The 25,703-nt window shown below is 72.3% G+C and carries 17 protein-coding genes; all 17 read right to left on the bottom strand.

The window, feature by feature from the left end:
* Positions 1-30: 30 nt before the first annotated feature.
* Positions 31-501, bottom strand: coding sequence for a 30S ribosomal protein S7 (rpsG, locus tag AC5RVZ_RS01805; protein ID WP_106816549.1), 471 nt, complete (start codon positions 499-501; stop codon positions 31-33).
* 5 nt (positions 502-506) lie between these two features.
* Positions 507-875 (bottom strand): 30S ribosomal protein S12, encoded by a 369-nt coding sequence (rpsL, locus tag AC5RVZ_RS01800; RefSeq protein WP_018171438.1) that lies wholly within the window; start codon positions 873-875, stop codon positions 507-509.
* A gap of 388 nt (positions 876-1,263) precedes the next feature.
* Positions 1,264-2,124, bottom strand: a complete 861-nt coding sequence (locus AC5RVZ_RS01795; RefSeq protein ID WP_494064076.1) for a hypothetical protein — start codon at positions 2,122-2,124, stop codon at positions 1,264-1,266.
* Positions 2,121-2,663 carry a hypothetical protein gene (locus AC5RVZ_RS01790; RefSeq protein ID WP_494064075.1) on the bottom strand — a complete coding sequence of 181 codons (543 nt, stop codon included), beginning with the start codon at positions 2,661-2,663 and terminating at the stop codon, positions 2,121-2,123. Before AC5RVZ_RS01790 ends, AC5RVZ_RS01795 begins: the two co-directional genes overlap by 4 nt.
* On the bottom strand, positions 2,663-3,256 hold the full coding sequence (locus tag AC5RVZ_RS01785; protein ID WP_494064074.1) for a hypothetical protein: 594 nt from the start codon (positions 3,254-3,256) through the stop codon (positions 2,663-2,665). Before AC5RVZ_RS01785 ends, AC5RVZ_RS01790 begins: the two co-directional genes overlap by 1 nt.
* A gap of 10 nt (positions 3,257-3,266) precedes the next feature.
* Entirely contained in the window at positions 3,267-4,616 is a 1,350-nt protein-coding gene (locus AC5RVZ_RS01780) for a hypothetical protein (RefSeq protein ID WP_494064073.1), read from the bottom strand.
* An 8-nt stretch (positions 4,617-4,624) separates the two neighbouring features.
* A complete protein-coding gene (locus AC5RVZ_RS01775) occupies positions 4,625-4,951 on the bottom strand; it encodes a hypothetical protein (RefSeq protein ID WP_494064072.1) in 327 nt (108 codons plus the stop codon).
* Positions 4,952-5,017: 66 nt separating this feature from the next.
* Positions 5,018-5,305 carry a WXG100 family type VII secretion target gene (locus tag AC5RVZ_RS01770; protein WP_494064071.1) on the bottom strand — a complete coding sequence of 96 codons (288 nt, stop codon included), beginning with the start codon at positions 5,303-5,305 and terminating at the stop codon, positions 5,018-5,020.
* 224 nt (positions 5,306-5,529) lie between these two features.
* Positions 5,530-10,020, bottom strand: coding sequence for a type VII secretion EssC family protein (locus AC5RVZ_RS01765; RefSeq protein ID WP_494064070.1), 4,491 nt, complete (start codon positions 10,018-10,020; stop codon positions 5,530-5,532).
* Entirely contained in the window at positions 10,017-11,294 is a 1,278-nt protein-coding gene (locus tag AC5RVZ_RS01760; protein WP_494064069.1) for an RDD family protein, read from the bottom strand. The genes AC5RVZ_RS01765 and AC5RVZ_RS01760 overlap by 4 nt, the downstream gene beginning before the upstream one ends.
* Before the next feature lie 16 nt (positions 11,295-11,310).
* The gene (locus AC5RVZ_RS01755; protein ID WP_494064068.1) at positions 11,311-12,072 is read right to left on the bottom strand and encodes a hypothetical protein; all 762 of its coding nucleotides are present in this window, start codon (positions 12,070-12,072) and stop codon (positions 11,311-11,313) included.
* On the bottom strand, positions 12,069-13,646 hold the full coding sequence (locus tag AC5RVZ_RS01750) for a DUF5684 domain-containing protein (protein ID WP_494064067.1): 1,578 nt from the start codon (positions 13,644-13,646) through the stop codon (positions 12,069-12,071). Before AC5RVZ_RS01750 ends, AC5RVZ_RS01755 begins: the two co-directional genes overlap by 4 nt.
* Entirely contained in the window at positions 13,643-16,159 is a 2,517-nt protein-coding gene (locus AC5RVZ_RS01745) for a transglutaminase TgpA family protein (RefSeq protein WP_494064066.1), read from the bottom strand. The genes AC5RVZ_RS01750 and AC5RVZ_RS01745 overlap by 4 nt, the downstream gene beginning before the upstream one ends.
* Positions 16,156-17,529: a DUF58 domain-containing protein gene (locus AC5RVZ_RS01740; RefSeq protein ID WP_494064065.1), complete on the bottom strand. Its 1,374-nt coding sequence runs from the start codon at positions 17,527-17,529 to the stop codon at positions 16,156-16,158. The genes AC5RVZ_RS01745 and AC5RVZ_RS01740 overlap by 4 nt, the downstream gene beginning before the upstream one ends.
* Positions 17,526-18,491 (bottom strand): AAA family ATPase, encoded by a 966-nt coding sequence (locus AC5RVZ_RS01735; protein WP_494064064.1) that lies wholly within the window; start codon positions 18,489-18,491, stop codon positions 17,526-17,528. Before AC5RVZ_RS01735 ends, AC5RVZ_RS01740 begins: the two co-directional genes overlap by 4 nt.
* Positions 18,492-18,528: 37 nt before the next feature.
* Positions 18,529-24,489, bottom strand: a complete 5,961-nt coding sequence (locus AC5RVZ_RS01730) for an Ig-like domain-containing protein (protein WP_494064063.1) — start codon at positions 24,487-24,489, stop codon at positions 18,529-18,531.
* A complete protein-coding gene (locus AC5RVZ_RS01725) occupies positions 24,486-25,625 on the bottom strand; it encodes a serine/threonine-protein kinase (protein WP_494064062.1) in 1,140 nt (379 codons plus the stop codon). The genes AC5RVZ_RS01730 and AC5RVZ_RS01725 overlap by 4 nt, the downstream gene beginning before the upstream one ends.
* Positions 25,626-25,703 lie beyond the last annotated feature (78 nt).

Here is a 25,703-nt window from a genome sequence, read left to right as displayed (position 1 = left end):
CGTCGAGCGAGACGGAGCGCCCGATGGCTGTTACCAGCGGTAGTGCGCGAAGGCGCGGTTCGACTCGGCCATCTTGTGGGTGTCCTCACGGCGCTTGACCGCGGCACCGAGGCCGTTCGAGGCATCCAGGATCTCGTTCTGGAGGCGCTCGGTCATCGTCTTCTCGCGACGGCCCTTGGCGTAGCTGACGAGCCAGCGGAGGGCGAGCGTGTTGGCGCGGTGAGGCTTGACCTCGACCGGCACCTGGTAGGTCGAACCACCGACGCGGCGGCTCTTGACCTCGAGCGTGGGGCGCACGTTGTCGAGCGCCTTCTTCAGCGTGGCGACGGCGTCCTGGCCGTTCTTCGCCTCGACGCCGCGGAGGGCGCCGTACACGATCGACTCGGCGAGCGACTTCTTGCCGTCGACGAGGATCTTGTTCACCAGCTGCGTGACGACGGGTGCGCCGTAGACCGGGTCGTTGACCACGGGGCGCTTGGGGGCGGGTCCCTTGCGAGGCATCTAGATCAACCCTTCTTCGCGCCGTAGCGGCTACGGGCCTGCTTGCGGTTCTTCACGGCCTGCGTGTCGAGCGCGCCTCGGACGATCTTGTAGCGGACACCCGGGAGGTCCTTCACACGGCCGCCGCGCACGAGCACGAGCGAGTGCTCCTGCAGGTTGTGGCCCTCGCCGGGGATGTAGGCGGTGACCTCGGTGCCGTTGCGGAGCTTGACACGGGCGACCTTGCGCATGGCCGAGTTCGGCTTCTTGGGCGTGGTCGTGTAGACGCGGGTGCAGACCCCCGCCTGCTGCGGGTTCGCCTTCAGGGCGGGCGCCTTGGTCTTCGAGACCTTGGGCGAGCGACCCTTGCGAACCAACTGCTGAATGGTTGGCACGTTCTCTCCTAGTTGTGCTGCACGGTGACAGCGATCGTGGTCTCCCCCGCCGAGGACGGATCTTGCGATCCGTGACGCTGCGGGCTCACGCGGATCCACCTGCGCGACATGATGGTGACGAGCGTTCGTGGTGGATATGCCGTGGGGGTGGCCTGTTCGCAGGCCGTTCCCTGAGAAGTGAACACTCGCTCGACCGCCCGTGTTCCCCGATTCGCACCGGGGCACGGCGGACGGCGCGCGTGAGCGCACACCCGATCAATGATACGTGCGTTTGGCGGGGCGGGCAAACGGACGCCTGCTGCCGTCAGCCGCGTCGGCGCGCCCGGGCGATCCCGATGCCGCCGGCCACCGCGGCGGTTGCGTCACGACGACACGGTTCCCTCGCCCGTCAGGGTGACACGTCGTATCGCGCGGCCGCCCAGTCCAGCGTGCGCAGCCGCTTCACGGTCGGTGCCGGGAGCGCACGGCGCGCGATGACGGCCGCGATGCCGGCGGCGTAGGCCTCTGCGAAGATCTCGCGCCGGTCCTCGTCGAGCTCCGCCAGCGCCGCGTGCGCGCTGTCCTGCGCGTTCTCCCCGGCGCTGATCAGCTCGTTGCGCAGGCGCGCCCCCGCGGGGGTCGGCTCGTCGGGCTCGGAGTGCGTGCCCGCACGCCTCTGTGCGCCCAGCGCCAGCAGAAGGCTGAGGATCGCGACGGCGACCATCGCGACCGATCCGGCGATCGCGACGGCCGTCACGCCCTCCGTCGCGAACCGGACGAACATCGCCACCGCAGCGATCGCGGACCAGATGAGCGTCAGCCACAGCATCACCGCACGCGGCGAGGAGGTCGAGCTCTCGCGCCTGGCGATGACGGCGCCAGTGAGGATCGCCACGGCGGCGATCGACGCGCACACCAGGACGGTCGGACCCACGATCGGCAGCTCGCTCACGGGCGACGAGGGGGCGACTCGACCGGCTCCCATCGCCGATGCGGCGCCGAAGCCTGCCGCGAGCATCCCTAAAGTGTCGGGGAGGGGCGTGAGGCGTCGCTTCCGAGGTTCCGATGCCGCGGCGGCCGAGAGGTCGCGCTCGAGCCCGGACGCCGCCCGGTCGAACTCGCGGTCCACCAGAGCGAGCCGCTGCGCGGTGCGCTCGTCGAGGGCGCGCAGGGCGACATCCTGCAGATCGCGCGCGATCGAACGCGCCGACCGGCCCGTGTCCAGTGCCATGGTCTCCGCCGTCTGGACGGCCTTGTCGCGGGGGGTCACGTCGTCTCCAGCTCGACGGCGCCGATCAGCCGATCGGCGAAGGGCAGCATGGCGGCCGCGTACGTGACGCGGTCAGCGATCGCGGTCGCCAGCAGCACGGTCCCCTCCCGCTCGAAGGCGTAGTTGATGCGGCCGGCGGCAGCACCCTCTCGCGAGGATGCGGTGATGACCGCCGCACGGCGACCCTCGCCCCACGCGGGGCTGTTCACCGTCTCGACAGTGGGTTCGAGCATCGCCGTCGCGTCGTCCGCGACGGCCCGGTCCAGATCGATCGGCTCGTCCGTACGCTCCACGCGCAGGGCGAGCAGGCCCAGAACCGGCATGAGCTCCAGCGGGCAGAACAGGAACAGCTCGTCGGCCTCGTCCGTGCGGGCTGCGCGGCAGATCTCGGCGAACGCACGGAGCCGATCGGCGAGCTCGGGCTCGACGGGCCCCAGTCTGCTCTCGTACCGAGCGACGACGTCGTCGAGCCACGTCCCGTCGTCTCCGACGGGAGCCGGCACCCACACGTCGGGGTCGTAGTCGACGCGGTAGTGCATCACGCCGCCTCGGGCTTCCAGGTGAAGGTGCTGATCACGAGATCGCTGAGCTCGACCAGGGCGGACACCACGTCGCCCACGTCGCCGACATCGCCGGGCAAGGGGATGACGGTGGTGAACTGCAGCGCGTCGCGCCGCTCGCGCCCGGGGACCGGGATGAGGTAGTCGACCGAGTGGGCACGCCCGGCCTCGGGGCCCGCCTTGACGTCGACCGCCGTCTCCCACCGGACGATGGTGCGGTCGTCGCGCAGGAACTGGGCGTTCCGCTCGCGGAACAGCGATGCCACCTGTCGGTCGAGCGTGCCGCCGAACTGCCCGGACACGACCGACGCGGTGATCGACATCGGCACCGGCATCTCGTTCGCGCTGGTCTGCAGGTAGATGGCGAACGCGCGACCCTGCTTCATCTTGCGGTAGGCCGCCTCCAGCATGGAGCGCAGTCCGGCGTCGAGATCAGGACGGTGCTGCGCGCGCAGCACCGCGGAGCTGCGCCGGATGAGCGCGTCCACTCCCGCGCGGTCCGCGGGCAGCTCCTCCCACCCGTCCGGGACGATCAGGCGATACGGCGGCACCGGTGAAGCTGCGTGATCCATCGCTCCCACGCTACCGGGCGAGCTGTTCACGCCAGGAATCGGCGGGGTTGCTGCTGAACAGTCCGCTCATGACCCCCCACGTGTCGTTGCCCGACGCGTAGGTCTTGATGCCCATGTCGCCGGCGTTGAAGATCTGCTGACCGATGTTCGGCAGCTCGGACAGCCCGTCGACCAGGCCGTTCGGGCCGGACACGGTCCGGATCACGTTCTGATGGTGCGCGGTGTACGTTCCCAGCTCGCTGAGGATGTTCGCCGACCACCCGCCGCTGCCGCCGCGAAGCAGATTGTTGACCGCGGTGCTCCGGGAGGTGATATCGCCCCATCGGATGCCCGCGAACGTGTCGGCGACCCGCGAGGCCAAACCCGATCGCGCGACGTTGCCGAGGCCGTTGCCGGTTCCGGTCGCGATCCCGTTCACCAGTCCGCGGACCGACCGGAGCGTCCTGACGTTCTCGGCGATCTCGGCGACCGGGCCGGTCAGGAACTTCAGCGCCTGCATCCGCTGCCCCGCCTTGAACAACGAGCCGAGCTTCCCGAACGGGAGGACGCCGACGATGGACCACATCAGCTCATCGAAGCCCTTGCGCCCCTTGAAGTACAGGAACGCCGTCGCGATCAGGGCGATGACGCCGATGACGGCGCCGACGATCGCGAGGATCGGGCCGCCGATGACGATCGCGGCGATCGCGACGACGAATCCGACGACCGAGAGCACGTCCACGACGATCTCCGCGACGCCGGCCAGATCGTCGGTCCACTCGTCGGTGATGTTGCCCGTCGTCGCCTGGTTGATCCGCCCGAGGGCGAGATCGTACGCCGCATCCCACGTGTCCCATTGGGAGTCGAAGTCGTCGAGGAGGTCGTCGAAATGGATCCGCGCGTTGTCCGCGGCGATCCCGGCGTCGCGGGCCTGCCACGCGTCGGCCCGGTGGCTGCCCTTGGCGGCGGAGTCCTCCGGGTCGTAGTCGGCGGAGGCATCGGCGGCCGCCTGCGCGCTCTGCGCCGCCTCGATCTTGGCGTCCAGCTGCGCTTTCGCCGTCTCGATCTCGGTCACCAGCGACTTCAGCGCCAGCTGCACGCCTTCGAGCGACGAGCCGTACTCCTTCATCGCCGTGCCGGTCGGCTTGTACCGCTCGCCGGCGAGCTTCAGCTCGGCGTGCGTCTCGCCCACCTCGTCGCGGATGCGCTCGATCGAGCGTCCCTTCTCCTCCGAGGCGCCGTCGGCGATGGCGGACAGCACGCCGGCCGCGCCGATCATCTGCTCGCCCAGGTCCTCGATCTGCTGACCGCGCTGGATGATCCCCGGGGCGTTGCCCTCGATCACATGGACGCGGTGGTTCTTGTTGGTGTAGATCGCCATCACGTCTCCTAGCGCGTGGGCAGCGTATCGCCCGCGTTCTCCTCGAGGGAGAGATTGCGGGACAGTTCGAGGTCGAAGTCCTGCCAGCCCTTGCAGGTCTCCTCGATCGCCACCTGGACGTTCCTGAGCTTGTCGATGAGGGCGTTGCGCCGGTCGTCCCAGCCGCCCTCGAAGTCATGCGTGCGGTCGCGGAGTCCGCTCCGCCCGTCGGGCCGCCCGATCAGGTCCTGCAGGGCGTCGGTGTTCTTCGCCGCGTCCTCGAACTCCACCAGGATCTGCTTGAGCGAACCGTTCAGGCGATTCAGGTGATCGACCTTCACGTACACGTCGGTCATCGGGTCCACTCCTCAGGACGCCGAGAGGCGGGAAGCCGCAGCCTCCCACCCCTCGAGTCGGACAGGTCAGTTGCCGGCCAGCGCCTGGTCGGTGTCCTTGATCGCCTGCATCATCTTGCGCAGCGACTCGCCCATGTCGGAGATGCCCTCGATGGCCTTCTCCAGACCCGTGGTCAGCTCGGTGTAGCCCTCGCCGAACTTGCCGGACGCGTGCTGCGTCTTGAAGTCGTCACCCAGCAGACGGTCCACGTCGCTCTTCAGGCGACGCAGCACGTCGCCGATCTCCTCGCGACCGGTGTCGAGCTTGCCGGCCATGGCCTCCATCTCGCCGTACGAAGCCTTGAAATCCGCCATCACATCTCCTTCGTCAGTGGGACCGGAACCCCCGGCCGAGATTCACGGTAACGGATCCGCCGGAATCGGCCCATGGGGATCATTCCCCATGCGCCCTCCTCCCGGCGATCCGGCGGCGCCGAGATCCTGCACGCCGACACTCATCGCGACGACTTCCAGCTCTCACCGCACCGAGCCCCAGCCCGGAAGGGGATCGGGGCATGGTCGTCCTCTCGCGCGGCAGGCTAGAGGCGACCGTTCATGAGCGGCAGCTGCACCGTGACGAATCGCCCGTTCTCGACGAAGAGGCCGCGTCCGGCCGGGAACTCGTGCCGCTGGACCTTCGGGAACTGCACCTTGAACAGCGAGTCGCCGTCGTAGGTGTCCGGTCGCAGCGCGATGCCCTTGCGCCCGGCCTTCAGCTCCCCGATGAGCCCGAACCCGCTGCTGAGCTGCGACACGTCGCCGTCGGCGACCAGGAAGTGGTCACTGCGGTTGACCGCTTGGAACAGCTCCTTCAGCGGTCGCTCGGCATCGGTGTCGCTGAACTCGGCGATGTTCTCCACGACGATCGCGATGCGCTTGGTGATCGTCTCGTCGGCGACGATCTCCTTGAGCTCCTTCGCCAGCGCCCGCACGTCTTCGATCGCGGAGACCGAGCGCCGCCAGGAACGCCCCTCGCGCAGCGCCGCCCGGCGGCCGCCGACGTGGAACAGCTCGACCTCGGGATCGAAGCGCTCGAGGGACGACACGATGGCCCGCAGCGCCGTGGTCTTGCCGCTCTGCGGCGGCCCCGCCACGACGAACGTGCCGATCGGCTCGAATCCCTTGGGCCCGAGCGTGTCGTCGCCGATGCCCAGGACAGGGAACCCGTCCACCCTGGGGGGAAGCTCGGCGGGGTCGAGCTCGGTCGGAAGCGACCCGATGTTCTTGGCCTCGACCGCCCCGGCGGCCCGCAGCGACGCCGCGAACGCCTCGGCCGCCGCGTTCTGCTCGGCCACATTCGTGGTTCCGCCCATGACCGCCACCTGCGTCTCGAAGCCGTCGACGATCGCGCGGCCGGGAGCGCTGCGCTCATTGAGCACGTCCTTGGCGACGCCGAGGATCGAGTACGACCCCTCGTCCGACATGCGCAGCACGATGCGCTTGGTCACGTTGGCGCTCACCGCCGTCGGAACGGCGCCGTAGCGATCGGCCGTGGCCACGACGTGGACCCCGAGCGGCCGCCCCTCCCCCAGCAGGCGCATGAAGATCGCGTAGTACGACGCGCGCGCCGAGACGGTCTCCCAGTCCTGCTTGAACATGCCGAAGCCGTCCAGCAGCAGGATGATGCGCGTCTCGGTCAGGTCACCGGTGATCCGCCGGTACTCGGTGAGCGTCGCGGCGTTGACCGCGGAGAATCGCTTGGCACGGTCGTCCAGCACGCCGCGGAGCGTGCGAAGCAGGCGCTGCACGCGCTCGACGTCGTCGCCGGCGACGACCGAGCCCACGTGCGGCATCGTCTCGAGCGAGCGCAGCGCACCCGTGCCGAAGTCGATGCCGTACACCGCGACCCGTCCCAGCTGCGGACGCGCGCCGGACGCGATGGCGATCGTGCGCAGCGCCACGCTCTTGCCGGCGCCGCTCGTGCCGTAGACCAGCATGTGGCCGTCGGTGTCGGGACGGAAGTACACCGCCTCCTGCAGCTGCCGCTGCGGGATGTCGGCGAGACCGATCGGGATGACCTCGTCGCCGCCGTCCAGCGGCAGGTCGCGCAGATCGATCGTGGCCGCGAGGTCGTCGAGCCATGGCCGGCGCGGCGCCGGGATGCGGGCATCGGCCGCGGCACGCACGAGGTTGGCGACCAGCCGCTTCTGGTCGTTGGGCCCGAGATCCTCGTCGTGGGTGTCCGACTCCCCCTCGCTGTCGGACTCCCACAGGGTCACCGACCCGAAGCGCAGCTCCGCCACGCGCACCTGCGCCCGGTCGGGCTCGTCGGTGGTCCAGCCGCCGGCGTAGCCGGACTGGAAGGGGACGAGGCGCCCGGGGCCGGTCTTGGCGATGCCGCGCCCGGGCAGCGACGGATCGAAGGTGGAGGCCACGACGTCGCCCACGACGTCGTTCGAGTCGGCGGCGTCGGCCATCCTCAAGGCCACGCGCAGATTGGTGTTGGCGCGCAGGTTGTCCTTGATGACGCCTGCGGGCCGCTGCGTGGCCATGATGAGGTGGATGCCGAGCGACCGGCCGCGCTGGGCGATGTCGACGACGCCGTCGACGAACTCCGGCACTTCGGTGGCCAGCGCCGCGAACTCGTCGATGACGAGCACGAGGGCCGGGGGCGTCTCGGGGTCCTGCCGCTTCTCGAGCTCGAGCAGGTCCTTGGCCTTCTTGCGGTTGAACAGGTGCTCACGGTGATGGAGCTCCGCCCGCAGGCTCGTGAGCGCGCGCCGCACCAGATGCGGGCTCAGGTCGGTCACCAGGCCCACGCAGTGCGGAAGCTCCACGCAGTCCGCGAACGCCGAGCCGCCCTTGTAGTCCACGAACAGGAACGTCACGCGGTCCGGACTGTACTCGGCGGCCATTCCCAGGACCCAGGCCTGCAGGAACTCGGACTTGCCCGATCCGGTCGTACCGCCCACGAGGGCGTGCGGGCCCTGCGTGCGCAGATCCAGAGACATCGCGTCGGGGCTTCCCTGCCCGATGTAGGCCTTGAGCGTGCCCGCGCGCTTCAGCCGCGGCCGCGGCCCCCGCGAGCGGTCGATGATCGAGTTGTTCTGCGCCCAGCGCTCGATCGCCGCCTGGGGCTCGGAGGCCATGTCGGTGCCGATCAGGCGCAGGAGCGAGACGCTCGCGGGAAGATCCGACGAGTCGGCCGCAACCGAGCTGGAGTCGACCACGGGCGCCAGGCGCTTGGCGAAGATCTCGGCGTAGTCGCGGGAGACGCCCTCGATCTCGACGCTCTCGGCACGGTCGCCGGCACGCACCCAGCCCACCATCGCCTCGTCCAGACCGCCGGAGACGTCGATGTACGTCCGGCACGCGGCCGGGAGGGACTCCACCGTGGGAGCGACGAAGACGGTGTAGACACCCGCGTCCGGTCCGCGCTCGATCACCTGCGTCAGGCGCGGCCGGTCCACCGGTGCGTCGTGCGTGACGAACAGCACGAGCGAGACGTCGCCCACCGTGGCGGTGCTGCCGGCTGCCTCGCCCACGTGCTTGCCCAGCGCCATGGAGGCATCCTTCGCCGAAAGCGGGCCGCGACGCGTCGCCGAGCCCGACAGCCGCTCGAGGATCGCCTCCTCGAGGCCGTTCAGCAGCGCCGTGCCGGCGGACTGGCTGTCGGCGAGCGCCATCTCCGCGAAGGGCGAGCGCGGGCTCGTGGTGTGCGGCAGCCACTTCATCCACTCCATGTCGCCGGTCCAGGCGGGGTCGATGATGGCGGCGGTGACCACCTCGTTGGGCGCGTGCAGGCCGAACAGCTGCACGCCGAGGCCACGGACGACGTCCGCGGCGAGCTCGCGCGGGCCGGCGATGCCGATCGCCCCCGCCGATGGCAGCAGCTCGATCACCGGCACGTCGTCGATCCGCGCGAAGCGGTCGCGGATGCGACGGACCTCCTGCGCGTACTGCGCGATGCCGCGCTGATCGGTCGGCTCCTGGACGGTGTTGCGGCTCGCGGCGGAGCCGACGCCCAGGCGGAGCCCGAGGAAGTTCCAGTGCTCGGGTCGCCTCGTCCACAGCAGCGGCCCGAGCGACATCGCGTTCTCGTAGATCGTGGCCGTCGCCGGCGCCTCGGCCCTTCGGCGCTCCCGCTCGATCCCCTCCTCGCGCTCGAGGGTCTCCTCGAGCTCGTCCAGCTGCGCCTCGAACGTCTCGATCTCGAGCTTGAGCTTCTTGCCCTGCTGGGTGCGCTGGCCGATGAAGTTGCCGAGCATCATCAGCGGCGCCATGGCGACGATCAGCAGCGACGTCGGTCGCTGCGTCATCGCGAACATCGCGAAGCCCAGCAGCACCGGGGCCATGATCATGGGCCATGGGAAGATGCGCGGGTCGGCCTCATTGGGGATGATCGGGTGCCGGAACTCCTGACCGGCGTAGCGGTCCTCGACGCGCGGCGACCGGTTGAACATCAGGGCGCCGCCGCGCTCGAGCACGAGCGACTCGTCCGTCGCCGTGCGCGGCACCAGCGCGAACGAGACCTCGGTGGCGCCGATCGTGATCCGCTGGCCGGGCAGCACGCGGACGCGCTGCACGAGTCCGCCGTCCACGACCAGTCCGTTGGCGGAGTTGAGATCGACCAGCTCGATGCCCTGATCGACGTCGACGCGGGCGTGCCGCTTGGACACCAGCGGATCGTCCAGCAGCACCTGCGCCGGTGACACGCGCCCGATCACGGTGGAGCCCGCCGCCAGCGGCACGGTCCGGCCGGCATCGGGACCGCTGTGGATCCGCATGACCGCCGCCGTCGCGGCGCTGCCCGATCCACCGGCTGCGGCCGGCACGACGGAGGCGTCGAAACCGGAGCCGATGGGAGCGTCGCCGATGGGTGTGGCGGGATCGAGATGCACCGGCTGACCGGCGGGCGAGGCCACGAGCAGCGTCGGCGTGTCGCTGGCGTTGACGGCGCCGGGGGCGGCCAGGGCGTCACCCTCGGCGAGGGCGCGCGCGACGTCCTGCACCGTCGCGGTCGAGTCGGCGGTGACGAGGACGTCGACGGACGACCCCGCGCCACGACGCAGGCTCAGCTTCAGCTTCACGAATCAGCACCTCTCGCAACCAGCTCGAACGATCTGCCGCCCACCTGCACCGACCACCCCACGGGGACCACGGCACGCGCGCCGACGTCGACGACATCGCCGCCGGGCGAGACCAGCTGCGTGCCGTTGCGGGACCCCCTGTCGGCGATCCACACGCCCTCGGCATCCTGCCCGAAGGCCGCGTGCGTCTTCGACAGCAGGCGCTCGGGATCCTCCAGGCGCACCAGCGCGTCCACCTGCTCGCCGGCGGCCGGCTCGGGATCGCGGCCGATCAGCCCGAGCACCGGCACCCGGACCACGGAGCCGTCGTCGAAGCGCACCATCGCCTGCGCCCGGCGGCTGCCGCCGGGGGGCACCGCACCGGCGGCCTGGATCACCTCGGCGGGAGCGGGGGCGGATGCCGCGGCGGGGGCGGATGCCGCGGCGGGAGCGGGGACGGAGGGCCCGGCGGGCAGGGATGGCACGGCGGGAGCGGGAGCCACGGCGGTGGGCACGGGGGCGACGGCCGGCGCGAACGCGGGCTCTGCTGCCCGGTGCCCGGGCACCTCCGCGATGAGCTCGGCGTGGTCTGCGTCGGTCAGCCGCTGCCACTGTGCGCCCGTGGTCCCCGGCCCCACGACGCCCGCCCGCGATCGTGCGTCGGGGATGCGCAGCGCGGAGTCGCCGTCGACGCCGGTCGCCATGGACGGCAGCTCCTCGCTCTGCTCCGGACGACCGCGCGCGGCGCGGCGGGCGTGCCGCAGCGCCTTGGCGTCGAAGGGATCCAGTCCCGCGCGGGCGTCGATCACCCAGCATCCTCCGACGCGGTCGAGGATGCTGCGTCCGCGTCGCTGCGGATCCCACAGGCTCGACGCGAACATCACGGCGGGGCCCAGCAGGGGCAGGATGCCGCTGGCCCACAGCACCAGCGCGCGCAGGACGACGCGCCAGAAGCCCGGGGCGCCGAGGTTCGTCGCGCTGATGGAACGCAGGCGCAGAGCCGCCTTGCCCGCGGTGACGCCTCGTCGCCCGTGGGTGATCAGCTGGATCAGGCCGAGCACGGTCGTCAGCGCGCAGCCCACGGCGAGGAGGACGACGGCGAGGACCGACACGTCGCCGGTCACGACCATCACGGCGCCGACGGCAGCCGGAGCGGCCGCCACCGCCCAGATCGCGGCGTCGATCGCGAAGGCGAGCGACCGGATGCCGGCGCCGGCGGAGACGAGGCCCAGCCGCGCGGCGTACGCAGGGTCGGCGTCCAGCGCGCCGTCGGGCACAGCATCGAGCGGGGTCATCGCATCCTCGGGGGGTTCAGATCAGCAGGAGCAGGACGCCGGCGACAGCCGCCGCGAGCGCGACGACGGCGACGGACGCCATCGCGACGACGGTGCGGCGGCGGCGTGCACGGTGCCGGCGGTGCACGCGCGCGAGATCGGCCGGGAGCGACGCGACGTCGGCTCGCGGCGCGGGCGCGATCGTCCGGGGTGCGACGACGGCCGTGGGTCTGCGAGGCGGCCGGCGGCCCGTCACCCCGTCGGCGTCGGGCACGTAGGCGGTGCGACCGGCTCCCTCGTCGGCAGCGGCCGGCGCCGTCGGCTGACGGCGGCGAACGCCTCGCAGCTGTGTCTCGTCGGTCTCCGCGCCGGCCGCCGGACCGGCGACGGGGCCTCGCGCAGGCTCGGGCGCGCGCCGCCCTGCGATGGCCGTCCGATCGTCCGGGTCGTCCGGCTGGAGAGCTGCCGCCCGCTCGCCACGCCGCGGTGCGACCACGGTCGCATCGTCGGGCGTCGCCGCGGAGTCGGGGGAGGACGCGGTCCGGCGCGGTCCCGGAGGAGGCGCCGCCGAGCCGGGCGGCGATGCGCGTGCGGCATCCGGGAAGCGCCCTGACCGCGACACGAGAATGGTGGCGTCGTCCGGCGTGGCGTCGTCCGGCGTCGCATCGTCCGGCGTCGTCTCGGCGGACCGCCGGGTGGAGATCACCGTCGCGTCGTCGGGAGTCCCCTCGTCCGCGGCGCGCGCGGAGAAGTCGGTGCGAGCGGTCGGGGGTGTGTGTTCGTGACCGGCCCCGGTCACGTGTCGCTCCGCTGCAGCCGGATCTCGGCGTCACCCAGCAGGAACCGGTCGCCCGCCTCGACCTCGACGCCACGGGGCGCCTCGACCTCGGTTCCCATCAGGGTGGCGAAGAGCACCCCGTTCGTCGAGTCGAGGTCGGTGACGTACCAGCGGTCGTCACGCAGCTGCAGGCGCGCGTGCGTCTTGGACACCGTGCCGTCCTGGATCGAGATGAGCTGCGCTCCCGGGAACTGCGGGTCGGGCGAGGGCTTGCGGCCGAGGATCACGGTCTCGGCCCCGATGTCGACCGGGTTGCCGGTGGGCGGAATGAGCGACCAATGCGTGCGGCGGCGGCGCGCGATCACGGTCTCCTCGATCGCGCTGTCGGGGATCTCGGGCTGCGCGTGGAAGGCCGACACCGACGACCGGGCGGCCATGGGGCCTCCAGCGCTGGGCGCCCCGGCGACGGCCGACACCGGTGCCGACGCCTCCGGGAACGCGTCGCGGTCGTTCATCGGCGACCGCGACGGAACCCACGGGTCCGGCTCGTCCGAGGGCATGGGCGGCGGCGGGACAGGCGTGACCGGCGGCGTGGACGGAGCCGGCGTGTGCTCCGCGGCCGGCGTCGCCACGGCGGAGATCGGCGCCGGCGCTCCGGGGATCGCGCCGGTCACCTCACCCGTGACGTCCGACGCCTCGAACCCCCGCCATACGTCGTTTGCGGGGACCGTCTCATCGTGGCCCTCCGCCGCGGCATCGGTGCGGCGCGAACGCGACGCCGGGAACGGCGCCTCGGGCGCGACCGTGCGCTGCTGCTCGCGCGGCTCCGCCTCGACGGGGTCGTCCTCGTCGTCCGGGAGCGGCGGCGGGTTCCATCCGCCGGCCGGCGCCATCCATGAGCCGGCCACGGCGGGCTCGGCATCCGGCGCCGTCGGCGTCCGCCGGACCGGCGAGCCTGGGCTGTAGGTCGGAGCGGCGGGAGGGACCGGGGACGGGGCGGGGGCGAAGAACGGCGTGGTCGGCGGCGCCGAAGGGGATGACTCGGACGTCGTCAGTGGCGCGAACGCCGACGTGACGCCGTACGAGGGCTGCGACACGCCGCCGAACGTGGATTCCGGCGTGGACGGGGCGACGCCGAACGTATCCTGCGGGCCGCGGAACGGCGGGAGGGACGGCAGCGCGGGCGCCGACGCCGGCGCCGCGGAGCGCCGCGGACCGGGTTCGGCCTCCTCGCGGCCGACCCACCGGGCACTGCCGAACCCGATCACCGAGGCCCACGCCGGCAGCAGGATGACGCCGAGCACGGTGAGTCCGGCGCCGTAGCCGAAGGCGACGCTGATGCGGTAGATCGCGATGCCGAGCACCACCACGAGCCCGAACGGCACCAGGGCGAACAGCAGCAGCCACGGCGACAGGCCCGCCAGCTGCAGCAGCACGACGTAGTTGAGCACGGGGACCCACGCCTTCCACGGCTCCGCACCGGACTTGCGGAAGACGGCGGCCAGCGCGAGCGCCATCCAGACGTAGAACCCGGCGAACAGCAGCAGACTGATCAGCGGCCCGAGGACGGCCGCGGAGGCATCGGTGGCGGTCATGGCATCGGACGAACAGGCACAGCCCGTCGTCTCCCCCTCTCGACGATTCGCGTTCGGACGCCTTTCGCAGGCGCCAACGGTCGGACCAATGATCTCAACGATACGGTCGTGGCGAGTCCTCGCCAGAACCCACGCTCCGAGCGCAGCGCGCGCCGCTCCTCGTCGACGGACGCCCAGAACGTCTCGGCCTGGTCGTCGGCGACATCCGCGTGCGAGAACACGGCGCGGTCGGCTTCGCGGGCGAGCCGCGCTCCTGCCGGGGTGTCGAAGGCCGCCGCGAGCTCGGTGCGCGTCGCCGCTCGGGGCGCGTCGCGGCCGGCGTCGATCGCTGCGTCGACGTACTCCTCCCACCCGCCGGCGATGCGCGCGGCGGCGGACGGGGCGTGACGGCGCGCCCGGCGGCGCAGGGCCTTCGCTGCGAGGACGACGGCGAACGGTCCGAGCGCCAGCAGGAGCACCAGGGTCACGATCCCGGCGACGCGCAGCGCGGGCAAGAGCCAGGCCAGGGCGAGACCGGCCTCCTCCTCGCGACTGTCGTCGGACGCGGTGTCCTCCTGCGTCGGGTCGGGAGGGACCACTTCTTCGACGGCATCCGGCCGCACCTCGGTGACGTTCTCGGGGTCGCGCTGCTCGGTCACCTCGAGGCTCGGCGAGGTCGCGTACTGCGGCGTGACGTCGATCGCCAGCCACTGCCCGTCCGCCGACTGCACCTCCGTCCATGCGGCCAGGTCCTGCGCACGGCACTGTCCCTCGCGACACGTGGGCAGCTGCGGGTCGGCACTGGTCAGCCGCGCACCGAGCACGACGCGCGAGGGGAACCCCAGTTCGCGGGCCATCAAGGCGACGGCGACGGCGAACTGCTCGTCGTCGCCGACGGCGGCGACGTAGTTGCCCGTCGCCTCCGCCCGCGGGTCGCTCTCGCGCTCGAGCAGTCGTGCGAACATCGCGTCCACGCGGGCGACCGAGTGCCCCGAGGCGCTGGGCTGGAACGAGTAGTCGGCCAGCGCGGTCGTCCACACCGGAGGCGCCTCGCCCTCGGTCAGGCCGTGGCTGAGGTATCCCCGTTCGCGCAGGAGCGACACCAGCGCGGAAAGCGCTGCTCCGTCGGACCCCGTCGCATGCGCGTCCATCCACCGGCGGAGGTTCTCGGGGGCGATGTCGTCGCCCGAGGTCTCGCCGGGCGCGTCCGCCTGGGTCAGGTCGCCGGCTCCCGCCTCGACGCCGGAGAGGACGTAGGCGTCGCCGTCGCGCAGGCCGCCGCCGGCGGTCTGCACTCCCGCGGAGGCCTCGGCGTTGTAGTAGAAGCCGTCCGCGAGTGACCTCGACCGGTCCCCCTCGAACGCCGCCGTCTCGAGGCGGCCGGCCGTGGGCATCCAGATGCCGCTCCACGACTCGATCTCGAAGCGCGCCGCGACCTCCCGGCCGGGCCCGGCATCCAGTGCGGACGGCACGCGGACGAAGCGCCCCGCCTCGGCCGCGCCGTCTCCTCCGGCGCGGATCACTTCGCCGTCGTAGGCGTCGAGGGTGGCGATGCGCACCCGCTCGGGCAGCGCAGCGCCGCGCGTCGCCTCGACGGTGAACAGCACATCCTCGGCGCGGTCGTCGGCGAACAGCGACCGGTAGCGCGAGAGCGGACTGACTTCGGCCGACAGGTCGATGTCCGGGCCGACGGCCGAGCGCAGCACGTCGCGCTCGGCGCCGCGGGCGGCGAACGGCACGATCGCGACAGCGAGCGCGACGGCCCCGACCGTCATGGCTGCTCCCAGTGCGGTGCGCCGACGATCCGTGCTCGAAGGACGGCGCGAGACGCGGACGCCGCTGGAGACCGCCGCCCGCTGCAGTGCCCGGGCGCGCTCGTCGTGCGTGCGCCACGCCAGCCACAGCACCCCCGACAGGAGCGCCGTCGCACCGACGGCCGTCTCGACCGGGGCGTGCAGGGTGACCGGTCCGACGCTGAGCGGGGCGCTGACCGTGGTGCGCCCGAAGAAGAGCCCGAAGGAGACCATGGCAAGGCCCACGGGCACGGCGAGGTACGCCGCGCGGTCATCCCGCCACGCGAGGAGCAGCAGGGCGCACGCGCCGACGAGGAAGACGACGAGGGCCGGAACGAGAAGGTTGCGGTAGGAGCCGACCGGCAGCTCGACGGTGACGAGATCCTTCCACCCGAGCACCACACCGCTCGCGAGCTCCCCCAGTCCGCGCGTCAGCTCCGCGGGGCCGCCCAGTCGCGACGGCACGGCGAGCGGCACCCCGAGCAGCAGCATCCCGACGGCGAGGGCCGCCGCGACGATCCACGCGCTCCAGCGGCGGAGCCACCCGGTGGCGGCGATGGCCGCTGCCGCGAGCACGGCGGAGCCGACGAGCAGCAGGTAGCTGCCGGAGCGGTAGATCGGCCACGCTGCGATGGCGGCGACCGCGACGATCACGACGGTGAACGCGGTTCCGGCGACGATCCGCGGCACGAGGCGCAGCGGCCTCCGGCGCGGGTTCACGGCATCCGTGGCCCGCCTCACGACGTCGCTCCCCGCAGCAGCAGACCCGTCAGGTCGTCCAGGGTGCCCACCGTCAGGACCGTCAGACCCGAGAGCGGCTGCAGCCGCGGATGCGCGCTCTCGTCGCAGATCACCCCGACCACCGCGGTGTCGGCGGCGAACGCGAGCGCGGCCTGCTGCAGCTGGGTGAGGGTGACACGCGAACCGACCACCACGAACGCGATCGACAGCCGCTCCCCCGACTCCGCGGTCAGCCGGCACACCTCGGTGACCGGCATGGTGCTCTCGAGGAGCTCGACGCCGCTGAAGCCGTCGAGCATCGGACGCGGGGCGGCGGCGGGGATGTGCCGGATGGCGCGCAGGCGGCCCCGCACGACGCGGGGGATCTCGGATCCGGTGACGATCTGCACGTCGCGGGCGTCATGCACGGCACGCAGCCCGAGGGATGCCGCGCAGGAGACCGCGAGCTCGAACTCGTCCGCGTCGGCGTACTCGCCCTCGGACGCGCCGAGCACGACGGCCATGCGCGAGCGGCGGGACTCCTCGTACTGGCGCACCATGAGCCGGCCGGTCTTGGCCGTGGAGCGCCAGTGGATCTGGCGGCGGGAGTCGCCGGGGGCGTACTCGCGGATGGCGTGAAACGAGATGTCGGCGTCGACGAGCCGGCGTGTGGGGCTTCCCTCGAGGTCGCGGATCAGCCCGGCGCTGGTGGAGGGAAGCACCGTCGTGCGCGGGTGCACGAAGACCTCGTGGACGTCCTCGAACGCGTGCTCGCGCCGCAGCAGGCCCACGGGGTCGCTCCGAACGGTCGTGGCGGGCCCGACCGTCACGACGCCGCGGCGGAGCCCCGGGATCTCCAGCGGCTGCGACACCGTGTGGCCCGGGCGCAGCAGCGGAACGCCGAACTCCACCAGGCCGGCTCCGACGGGGATGTCGATGCGCCCTGGCAGCGCGATGCGGCGGCCGTCGTTGCGGACCACCACGTCGCCGGTGACGTCCTCGCCGGCCACCACGCGTTCGTGCGCGAGCGACAGGCCGACCTCGTATGCGCGCGCCCCGAACAGGAACGGCACCGCCGCGACGAGGAGGATGAGGGATGCCGCGCCGGCGACCATCCACTCCACCCAGCCGAACAGCATCCCGAGCCCGAGGCCCACCGTCGCGGCGAGCGCCACGAGCACGCCGGCGGGCCGGACGGTTCCGGCCGTCCATTCCGCCGCGGTCCTGACCGCCGAGCCGGCTGCCCGCGAAGCCTCCGCCGCCCACACCGCGGCGCGCACCAGAGCGCGGCCGCGTCCCGACGGTGCCACGCTCGTCGAGGTGACGTGCGTGCGCCCGGCGGTCCCGGTGGAGGCGACGGTGCGGGTGAGGCGCGACTCGGTGGTCGTCATACGGCCTCGCGCCTGCTGGGCGGTGCGACGTCGAGGAGCACCTGACCGACGACCGTCTCGGGGGTCACCCCATCGAACTCCGCCTCGGGGTGCAGGATCAGCCGGTGCGAGAGCACGGGCACCGCGAGCGCCTTCACGTCGTCGGGGGTCGCGTAGGTGCGGCCCTGCGCGATCGCGCGTGTGCGGGTGGCCCGGGTGAGGGCGAGGGCGCCGCGGATGCTGACGCCCAGCCGCACCTCGTCCGCCGCCCGCGTGCCGTCCACGAGCCGCGCGATGTAGTCGAGCACGAGCGCGTCGACGTACACCTGGGCCGCGATGTCGGCCATCCCCACCAGCGCCTGAGGCGTGATGACCGGCGCCAGCTCGGCGGTCGCGATGGCGGCGCCGTCGAGGATGCGGACGGTGGCGGCGTGATCGGGATAGCCGAGCGACGTGCGCATCATGAAGCGGTCCAGCTGCGCTTCGGGAAGCCGGTAGGTGCCGGCCTGCTCCACCGGGTTCTGCGTCGCGAGCACGAGGAACGGCACGCCGACCGGCCGGGTCACGCCGTCGATCGTGACGCGCCCCTCTTCCATGACCTCCAGCAGCGCCGACTGGGTCTTCGGGCTCGCGCGGTTGATCTCGTCGGCGAGGACGATGTTGGCGAAGATGGGGCCGGAGTGGAACTCGAACACCCCCTCCTTCTGGTCGTAGACGCTCAGACCCGTGATGTCGCTGGGAAGCAGGTCGGGCGTGAACTGGATGCGCGTGTTGGTGCCCTGCACCGACTGCGCCATCGCTCGCGCGAGCGAGGTCTTGCCCGTCCCAGGGACGTCCTCCAGGAGCACGTGGCCGTCGCTGAGCATCGCGGTGAGGACGAGCTCCACGACGTGGCGCTTGCCGAGCACGGCGCGCTCGACGTTGTCGGCGATCTGGCCGAACGTCTGCGCGAACCAGTCGGCCTGCTCCTGCGTGATGCTCATGTGTGTCCTTCGCGGTCGTCGGTGCTCGGTGAAGAGGTCAGGGGGTCGGCGGCTGCCCCGGCGGCGTCCCGGGGTCGCATGTGGCGCTCAGCTGCTGTGTCGCCGGAGCGAGGTTCCACGCGGCGCTCCACGACACGGTCACCTCGACGCCCTCAACGCTCGCGGCTCCCGCCGGCACCGTCCACGAGCCGGCCGTGTACGGCAGCTGCGCGCCGCTGGCGTCGTAGAACCGGATGCGGGCATCCGACCAGGTGACGGTGCCCTCGCCGTTGCTCGACGACGAGCCGCGCTGCAGCGTGCTGCCGGCGGTGCAGCCGTCGATCGACCAGCGCGCCTGCACCTGATACGGCGCGCTGCCGGGGGCCGGGGTGACCGGAGCCCGTGCCGACTCGGTGCCCCACAGCCGGTGCCGGTAGAACACCCTGATCTCCGGGTTGCGGTCATAGATGGTCGAACCGGGTCCCCAGTTCTCGAAGTGCACCTCGTTGTTGCGCGGCGGGTTCTCGCTCGACTGCGGGTCGCGCGTGATGCGCCAGCGCGCCTGCTGCCCCTCGATCAGCGGCTGACGGTCGACCACGAACGTGTACCCCTGCGGCGCGGCGCCGCTCTGGGTGGCCCGCACGCTCGCCTCGGCGCCGCTGCTGCCGAACGCGGTTCCCTCGTACCACGACTCGACGCAGACGACGAAGCGATACTCCTCGCCGTCGGCCAGCCCGGGGAACGAGGCACGGTCGCCTCCCACCACAGGGTCGCAGCGGAACCGCTGGTCGTAGGGCACGATGTCGTACCGCAGCTCGGACCCCATGCCGTTCTGCTGCGCCGTCGCCACGGCCTCCACCGTGGACTGATTGTTGCCGGTCGAGCGCGAGGTCAGGGACAGCGTGACGTTCAGCGGCGCCCCCACCCCGTGGGCGTTGACCGTGACGGACTGTCCGGACGGCTGACCGCCGAGCCCCGGCGGCAGCGAGAAGCGCGAATACGGCGTGATGGTGACCGGAGTGGGGACGTTCGCCCCGACGCGGAAGCTGCGGACCTCGACGCGCTCGTCGTTGCGCCCGACCGGGACGCGAACGGTCTCGCCCGACGGACTGGAGATCTCGAGAATGCCCGTCTCGGAGGCGTCGACGCCCTCGATCGACAGCGAGATGATGCCGCCGGCGCCGTCGGACGTGACGACCGGCGCCCAGTCCACGCCGGCCGGGGCGCCCGGCGCGTCATACGCCCACGCGACCGTCCGCACGCTCGCGCGCGACTCCCCGACGGCGTTGACGGCCCACGCCTCGTACGTGCGCTGTTCGCCGTTGGGCGCGGCGATCGGCGGACACGTCCCGTCCGTCGAGCACCGGCCCACCTCGGCGCCGCCGGTGCGCACGACGAAGCCGGCGAGGGACGGGTATGCCAGCCGGGCCTCGCCGGGATCGACCCGGAGCGTGACCGATCCGTCGGCGTAGCCGGTCTGGACGATGCTGGCGGGCGACTTGGGGAAGCCGAGCAGATCCAGCAGCAGCCGCCCGTCGCGCTCGGAGCTGGTGACGCGTCCCTGCGCGTCGCGCACGGAGAAGGTCGCGCTGCACGTCGCGCCGGGGGCATCCCTCGTCCACGACGCGGTGACGGCGGAGCCGGATGCCACGTGGAAGCTCACGCCCACGCATGCGCCGGTCGGCCGGACGGCCACCACCTCCAGGGGCGTGCGCGGCAGCGGATTGACCTCGCCGCTCCCGCCGATGACGTCGATCGTGCACGACGATCCCGAGGACTGCGAGCACTGCTGCACGACCGACCCGCCCTGCGGCAGCGTCGACGGCGCGGCGCCCACGCGCAGGAGCAGCCGCGCCGGCGCGACGGCGGTGTGACTCGGTGCCGACACCACCACCGCCTCCTCCGCACCCGGCACGGCGCGGTCGGCGCCCGTGACGGTCACGATCGACCCCTCCTGGGCGACCTCGAATGCGCTGCCGCCGTGCTCGATGCCGTAGCGGATGCCGCTCCAGTCCTCGCGCAGCTGCCACGTCGTCATGTTGCGCAGGTCGAACGTCGCCGTCTCACCGGGCCCGACGGTGATGGATGCCGGCCGCAGCTCGGGCTGCGGATCGCGGGGATGGACGATGACCGGCACCGACAGATAGGTCCAGTCGTCCGTCCCCGCCAGTCGCACCGGCACCTGGCACGCGTCCACCCACGGCGCTCCGGCGCCGGCGTCGTAGCGGACCGTCGTGTCGGAGACCACCGCGCACGCGGCCTCGGGACGCGCTCCCGACGCCCGCACGTCTGCGCCCACCTCCAGCTGGGAGCCGCGCGGACGGGCGACCAGGCCCGCGAGGTCGAACGTCACCGAATCGAGCTCGTCCACGGTCGGGGGCGTCGCGCCCGCGCGCATCGTCAACGCGACGTCGTCGCCGCCGGGGACCTTCAGGAAGCCGTACGAGGTGACCTGGCCGGAGGTGCCCTCGCCGGTCACGGCGAAGGGGATGAGCCGGGTCCTCGCAGGCAGCTCACCCCGAAGGCGGGTCCCTGTCACCGTGACGTCTTCGGGGTCGCCCCACAGGGACACCTCGAGATCCGACACGTCACCGCCGGACCACATCACCTTCCCGGCGACGACGTCCACGCCGCGCGGGAAGTCCTCGCGCGTCTCGACCGTGAGGATCGTGTCGGACACGATCGGGTAGTCGGGCACGCTCTCTCGCACCGCCTTGACCACGATCAGGCCCCGGCCGGTGTTGCCCGAGGACGACTCGACGTCGTACAGGAACGACATCGTCGCCGGCTCCTCGCCCGCCGCGACCACCACCGTCGTGTCGTCGACCGAGACGATGCGCTCGGACAGGCGCGCGAACTCGGGGTTGTCGCTGCCGTCGACGAGCGTCTCGGGAAGGTCCGGTCGGATGTCTGTGATCCGCAGCGTTCCCAGCGTCGGATCGATGTCGTTCGACAGCGGGCTCACGCGGATGGTGTTGTCGGCGCCCGCCTGCACCTGGACGTAGTCGGTGAAGGTGACCGGACTCGGATTGGCCTCGCCGTCCAGGACGCCGACGCGGACCGTCCCCTCACCCGTCTCGCCCAGCGCGTCCACCACGCGGTACCGGAACGAGACCTGGCCGGCGTCGCCCGGGACGCTCGTGTACACGATCGAGGTGCCGTCGGCCGAGATGGTCGCCGCTCCGCGCTCGGGCTGCTCGACGATGCGGTCGAGCGTCACGACGTCGCCGTCGGGATCCATGCCGAAGCCGTCGAAGTCGATGGTCGCCGACTGCCCGCTCAGCACGCGCCCCTCCAGGGTGTCCGCCGTCGGGGCGCGGTTGGCCTCGTCGTCGATGACCCGCACGCGCACCTGCGCCGTGTCGGCGAGCGAGGGCGAGCCCGTCGTGAACACCCCGTACTCGACGGCGTACTCGCCGGGTTCGTCGGGGGCGAGGTAGCGCAGCACGTCGCCGGACGCGAACGCCAGCGCCGCACCGGTCGAGGACGTCACCGCCTCGGGGTTGAGCGCCGGCCGCCCGCCCGCCGGCGAGATGTCGTTGACCAGCACCGGGATGTCGATCTGTGCGCCGGCGCGCACGACGACGGCGTCGTCGACGGCGATGGGCGCCAGCTCGGGAGCGGGCGGGAGCAGGTACACCGTCGCCTGCCCCTCCACCCGGGCGCCCTCGTCCTCGGTTCCGTCGCTGACCACGTACGAGACGGTGCCCAGACGCCCCGGTGCCCCGTCCGCCGTGGAGCCGGACACCCGCAGGTGGTTCTGCCCCACCGCATCGACCGACAGCGTGGCGCCCTCTTCCGCCGTCGCCACCACATCGCTGAGCAGCAGCACCCGCCGCGTGGGGTTCGAGACGGCGTCGAAGACCTCGAGCGTGGCATCCTCCTGCGGACGCACGAACGCGACGACGGGCGAGGTCGCCAGCTGCGCCGGGGCATCGGCGGGCAGCAGCGTGATGCGGGCCGTGCCGGTCGCCTCGGAGGTGCCGTCGGTGACCGTGAAGTCGACCCGGAAGGTTCCCGCCTCCCGCGCCGAGAAATCGAAGGACGTCGACCCGCCCGCGATGGTCGCGGTCGCCGCGGCGTCATCGAGCACCCGCACCGAGTCCAGCGTGAGCATGCCCGCCGTCCCGGTGACATGGTCGGCGACGTCGACAGTGATGCCCGAGCCGACGGTGTCGACGACGGCGAACGACTGCGCCGCCAGCTGCGGCTGGGATGACACCGTCACCATGAGCGACTTCGTCGCTGTGGCGCCGTGCGTATCGGCCACCGTGACCGCCAGTTCCACCACCTCGTCGCCGGAGTCGCCGGAGTCGCTGTGCTGGTAGACGACGTCGCCGCCGGGGGTGGCGGCGACGCTGCCGGTCCCGGTGACGTTCTGGACTCCCAGCAGCAGGAGCGGGTCTCCCTCGGGGTCGACCCATCCCGGCAGCACGGGCACGGTGACGGTGCCGCCCCTGGCGACCTGCGGCTCCGGCCACTCCACGAGGCAGCGGTCGACCCCGCACCACTCCGGCGCCGCGTTGGCGTCCGGTTCCACGACGGTCACGGTGACCGTGGTCGGCTCCGACACCAGTCCGCCGGCGGTCGTGCCGTCGGTGACCGCGTATGAGAACGACGCCGAGCCGGTCGCGCCCGGCGCGACCCGCACCGCGAACCGCTGACCGTCGTCGGTGATCGTGACGGTGCCGAACCCGGGATCCAGTCCCGTCACGGAGGCGGGGTCGATGGCGAGCACGTCCTCGTTCGGATCGTGGTCGTTCATGAGCACCGGCAGGGATGCCAGGGCCCCCGCCCGCACGCCGAAGGCGTCGGGCTCGGCGATCGGCGGCTTCGGGTCGAGCACCACCTGCAGCTGCTCCTGGCTGGGCACGGCGTCCGGGTTCGTGCGGTCATCGAGCGACCAGTCCTGGCTCGACGCGATGAGCGCGCCGTCGGGCAGGGACCACGCCCACCCCGACCGGGTCTCGTTGAGGATCAGGGTCGACCCGCCCGCGACGAACACCGGGCGGCGCTCGTCGGGCATCGCCTCGCCGCCGTAATCCAGCGGCACCGTCTCGGCGCTGCCCGAGCGCCACAGCACGCCGCCGGTCTCGCCCTGCGGCAGCCAGGCCGCGAAGGTCTCGCCGTCGTGGTTCACCGGCTCAGCGGGCGTCCCGAGCACCGCGCCGGCGGTGCCCCCCACCTCGACGTCCATCCCGGACCCGTCCACCGGCACGCGGACGAGGCCGGTCTCGTCGGCCAGGTACACATCGGCGCCCCGGGCGTCCGGCTCCCCCACGACGACGGTGCCGGTGGTGGGGGCGGATGCCGCACCGTCGGCGCCGCGCAGCCACACGTCGCCGTCCTCGGTGTCCACGACCGCCCACGTGTCGCCTGCCGCCGTGATCGCCGGAGCGGCGAGGCCTTCGGCCTCCAGCGGATCCCGGCCGCGCACCGCCGACTCGCGGATGTCGTAGCGCAGCACGGAGCCGTCCTCGCGGGAGTAGCTGAACAGCATGCCCCGATCGTCGACCGCGATCGCCTCGGCGGCGTATTGCGGCGCATCCTCGTCGTCCGAGGGGAACGGGTCCAGCTGCGCGGGGGCGCCGGACGAGAGGAGTCCGGCGTACACCGCCCCCGCGTCGGTCAGGTAGGCGACGTGGTCCCCCGCTGTGACGACCTCCACGGTGCCCGGCGGCGTGGACGGCGACGCCTGCAGCATCTCCTCGTCGAGGTCCACCGGCATCGCCTCGTCGATCCGCGTGACCTTGCTGTAGCTGTCGCTGAACACGTAGGCGGCATCCGCGGTCTGGACCACCTGATCGGGGTTGCTGATGCTGCGGACGGTGTCGAGCTCTCCGACCGCGGTGTTCACCCGGGCGTAACGGCGGCCCTCACCGGTCTGCAGGGCCCACACGGCGGCGTCGACCTCAGGGGTCTCCTGGGCGTCCAGTCCCGGCCACACCACGCTGACGCCCACGACGAGCGCGACGGCCACGCCGCCGGCGACCAGTCCGCCGAGGGTGCTGCGCCTCATCCCAGGGCCCCCGCGGCCAGCAGCGCGGCGACGGCGATCGCGCCCCCTGCCACCACGCCGGCGCCGACGCCCACGACCCAGGGCAGCACACGCGTCCGGGCGCGCGAGGGCGCGGAGATGTCGGTGTCCTCGTCGCGCACGAGCGCCGCCACGCCTGCGCCGACCGGCCGCTTGCGGGTCGTCTCGCGCTCGATCCGCGAGCGCGCGGGTCCCCGCAGCGCCGCGTCTGAGAAGTCCACCGGACCGGATGCCGGCGTCCAGTCCACGTCCGGCACCTCGATGGGCGTCGGCGACAGCCCGAGCTCGGCCTGCACCTCGCGCAGCGCCTCTGCGAACGCGCGCGCCGATGGCTGGCGGCGCGCGGGGTCGCGGCTCATCGCGGTCGCCAGCACGCGCTGCAGCGACGGGGGAACGTCATGACGCGGGATGTCGACGTAGGCGGCGCGCGCGATCCGCCGGCGCAGCAGCTCCTTGGAGTTCTGTCCTCGCTCTCGCCGCTCGAACGGGCTGTGCCCGGCCAGCAGCGAGTACACGGTCGCGCCGAGGCTCCACACCTCGCTGGCCACGGTGCCGGCGGTCTGCTCGGCGATCACCTCCGGCGCACTCCACGGGATCGACATCGCCAGCACCTCGTCGGGCGACTGCCGCAGCAGCGACGACGAGATGCCGAAGTCGGCGAGCACCGGCGTGCCGAAGGTGGTGACGAGGATGTTGCTGGGTTTGACGTCGCGGTGCACGAGCCCGGCGCGATGAGCCGACTCCAGCGCGCTGGCCATGCGCACGCCGATGGTGAGCACCTCGTCGACGGGGATGCGCTCGACCCGGTAGCGCTGCGCGAGTGATCCGGGGCAGTACTCCATCACGATGTAGGGACGCCCGTCGGCCGAGATGCTGGCCTGGTAGACGGTCACGATGGAGGGATGCGCCGAGAGGTGCGCCAGCACGTCCGCCTCGGCGTTGAACATGCGCCGGAGCTCCGGATCCCGCACGTCGCTGGGCATCACCTTCACCGCGACGTTGCGACGCGGCATGTCCTGCTCGTAGAGGAAGACGTCGGCGAAGCCGCCCGATCCGAGAGGCCGGATGTACGCCAGTCCCGGCAGGATGGGTGGCGCAGAGGGAAGCCGTGCGGCCACCTCACCTCCCCGCAGGTCGCATGCCGAGCACAACTCTCACCGAGAGCGCAATAAACCTGGCCATGCTAGCAAAGACCG

This window comes from Arthrobacter sp. Cza30 (assembly GCF_059090765.1).
Note: the sequence above shows the minus strand (reverse complement) of the source record. Positions and strands in the feature narration are given on the sequence as shown.

Excerpts from the sequence above, each read along its gene's own strand:
- AC5RVZ_RS01770 (WP_494064071.1), bottom strand. The coding sequence starts at position 5,305 with ATGGCGGATTTCAAGGCTTCGTACGGCGAGATGGAGGCCATGGCCGGC.
- AC5RVZ_RS01775 (WP_494064072.1), bottom strand. The coding sequence starts at position 4,951 with ATGACCGACGTGTACGTGAAGGTCGATCACCTGAATCGCCTGAACGGT.
- AC5RVZ_RS01740 (WP_494064065.1), bottom strand. The coding sequence starts at position 17,529 with ATGACGACCACCGAGTCGCGCCTCACCCGCACCGTCGCCTCCACCGGG.
- AC5RVZ_RS01785 (WP_494064074.1), bottom strand. The coding sequence starts at position 3,256 with ATGGATCACGCAGCTTCACCGGTGCCGCCGTATCGCCTGATCGTCCCG.
- AC5RVZ_RS01735 (WP_494064064.1), bottom strand. The coding sequence starts at position 18,491 with ATGAGCATCACGCAGGAGCAGGCCGACTGGTTCGCGCAGACGTTCGGC.
- AC5RVZ_RS01790 (WP_494064075.1), bottom strand. The coding sequence starts at position 2,663 with ATGCACTACCGCGTCGACTACGACCCCGACGTGTGGGTGCCGGCTCCC.
- AC5RVZ_RS01780 (WP_494064073.1), bottom strand. The coding sequence starts at position 4,616 with ATGGCGATCTACACCAACAAGAACCACCGCGTCCATGTGATCGAGGGC.
- AC5RVZ_RS01750 (WP_494064067.1), bottom strand. The coding sequence starts at position 13,646 with ATGACCGCCACCGATGCCTCCGCGGCCGTCCTCGGGCCGCTGATCAGT.
- AC5RVZ_RS01730 (WP_494064063.1), bottom strand. The coding sequence starts at position 24,489 with ATGAGGCGCAGCACCCTCGGCGGACTGGTCGCCGGCGGCGTGGCCGTC.
- rpsG (WP_106816549.1), bottom strand. The coding sequence starts at position 501 with ATGCCTCGCAAGGGACCCGCCCCCAAGCGCCCCGTGGTCAACGACCCG.
- AC5RVZ_RS01760 (WP_494064069.1), bottom strand. The coding sequence starts at position 11,294 with ATGACCCCGCTCGATGCTGTGCCCGACGGCGCGCTGGACGCCGACCCT.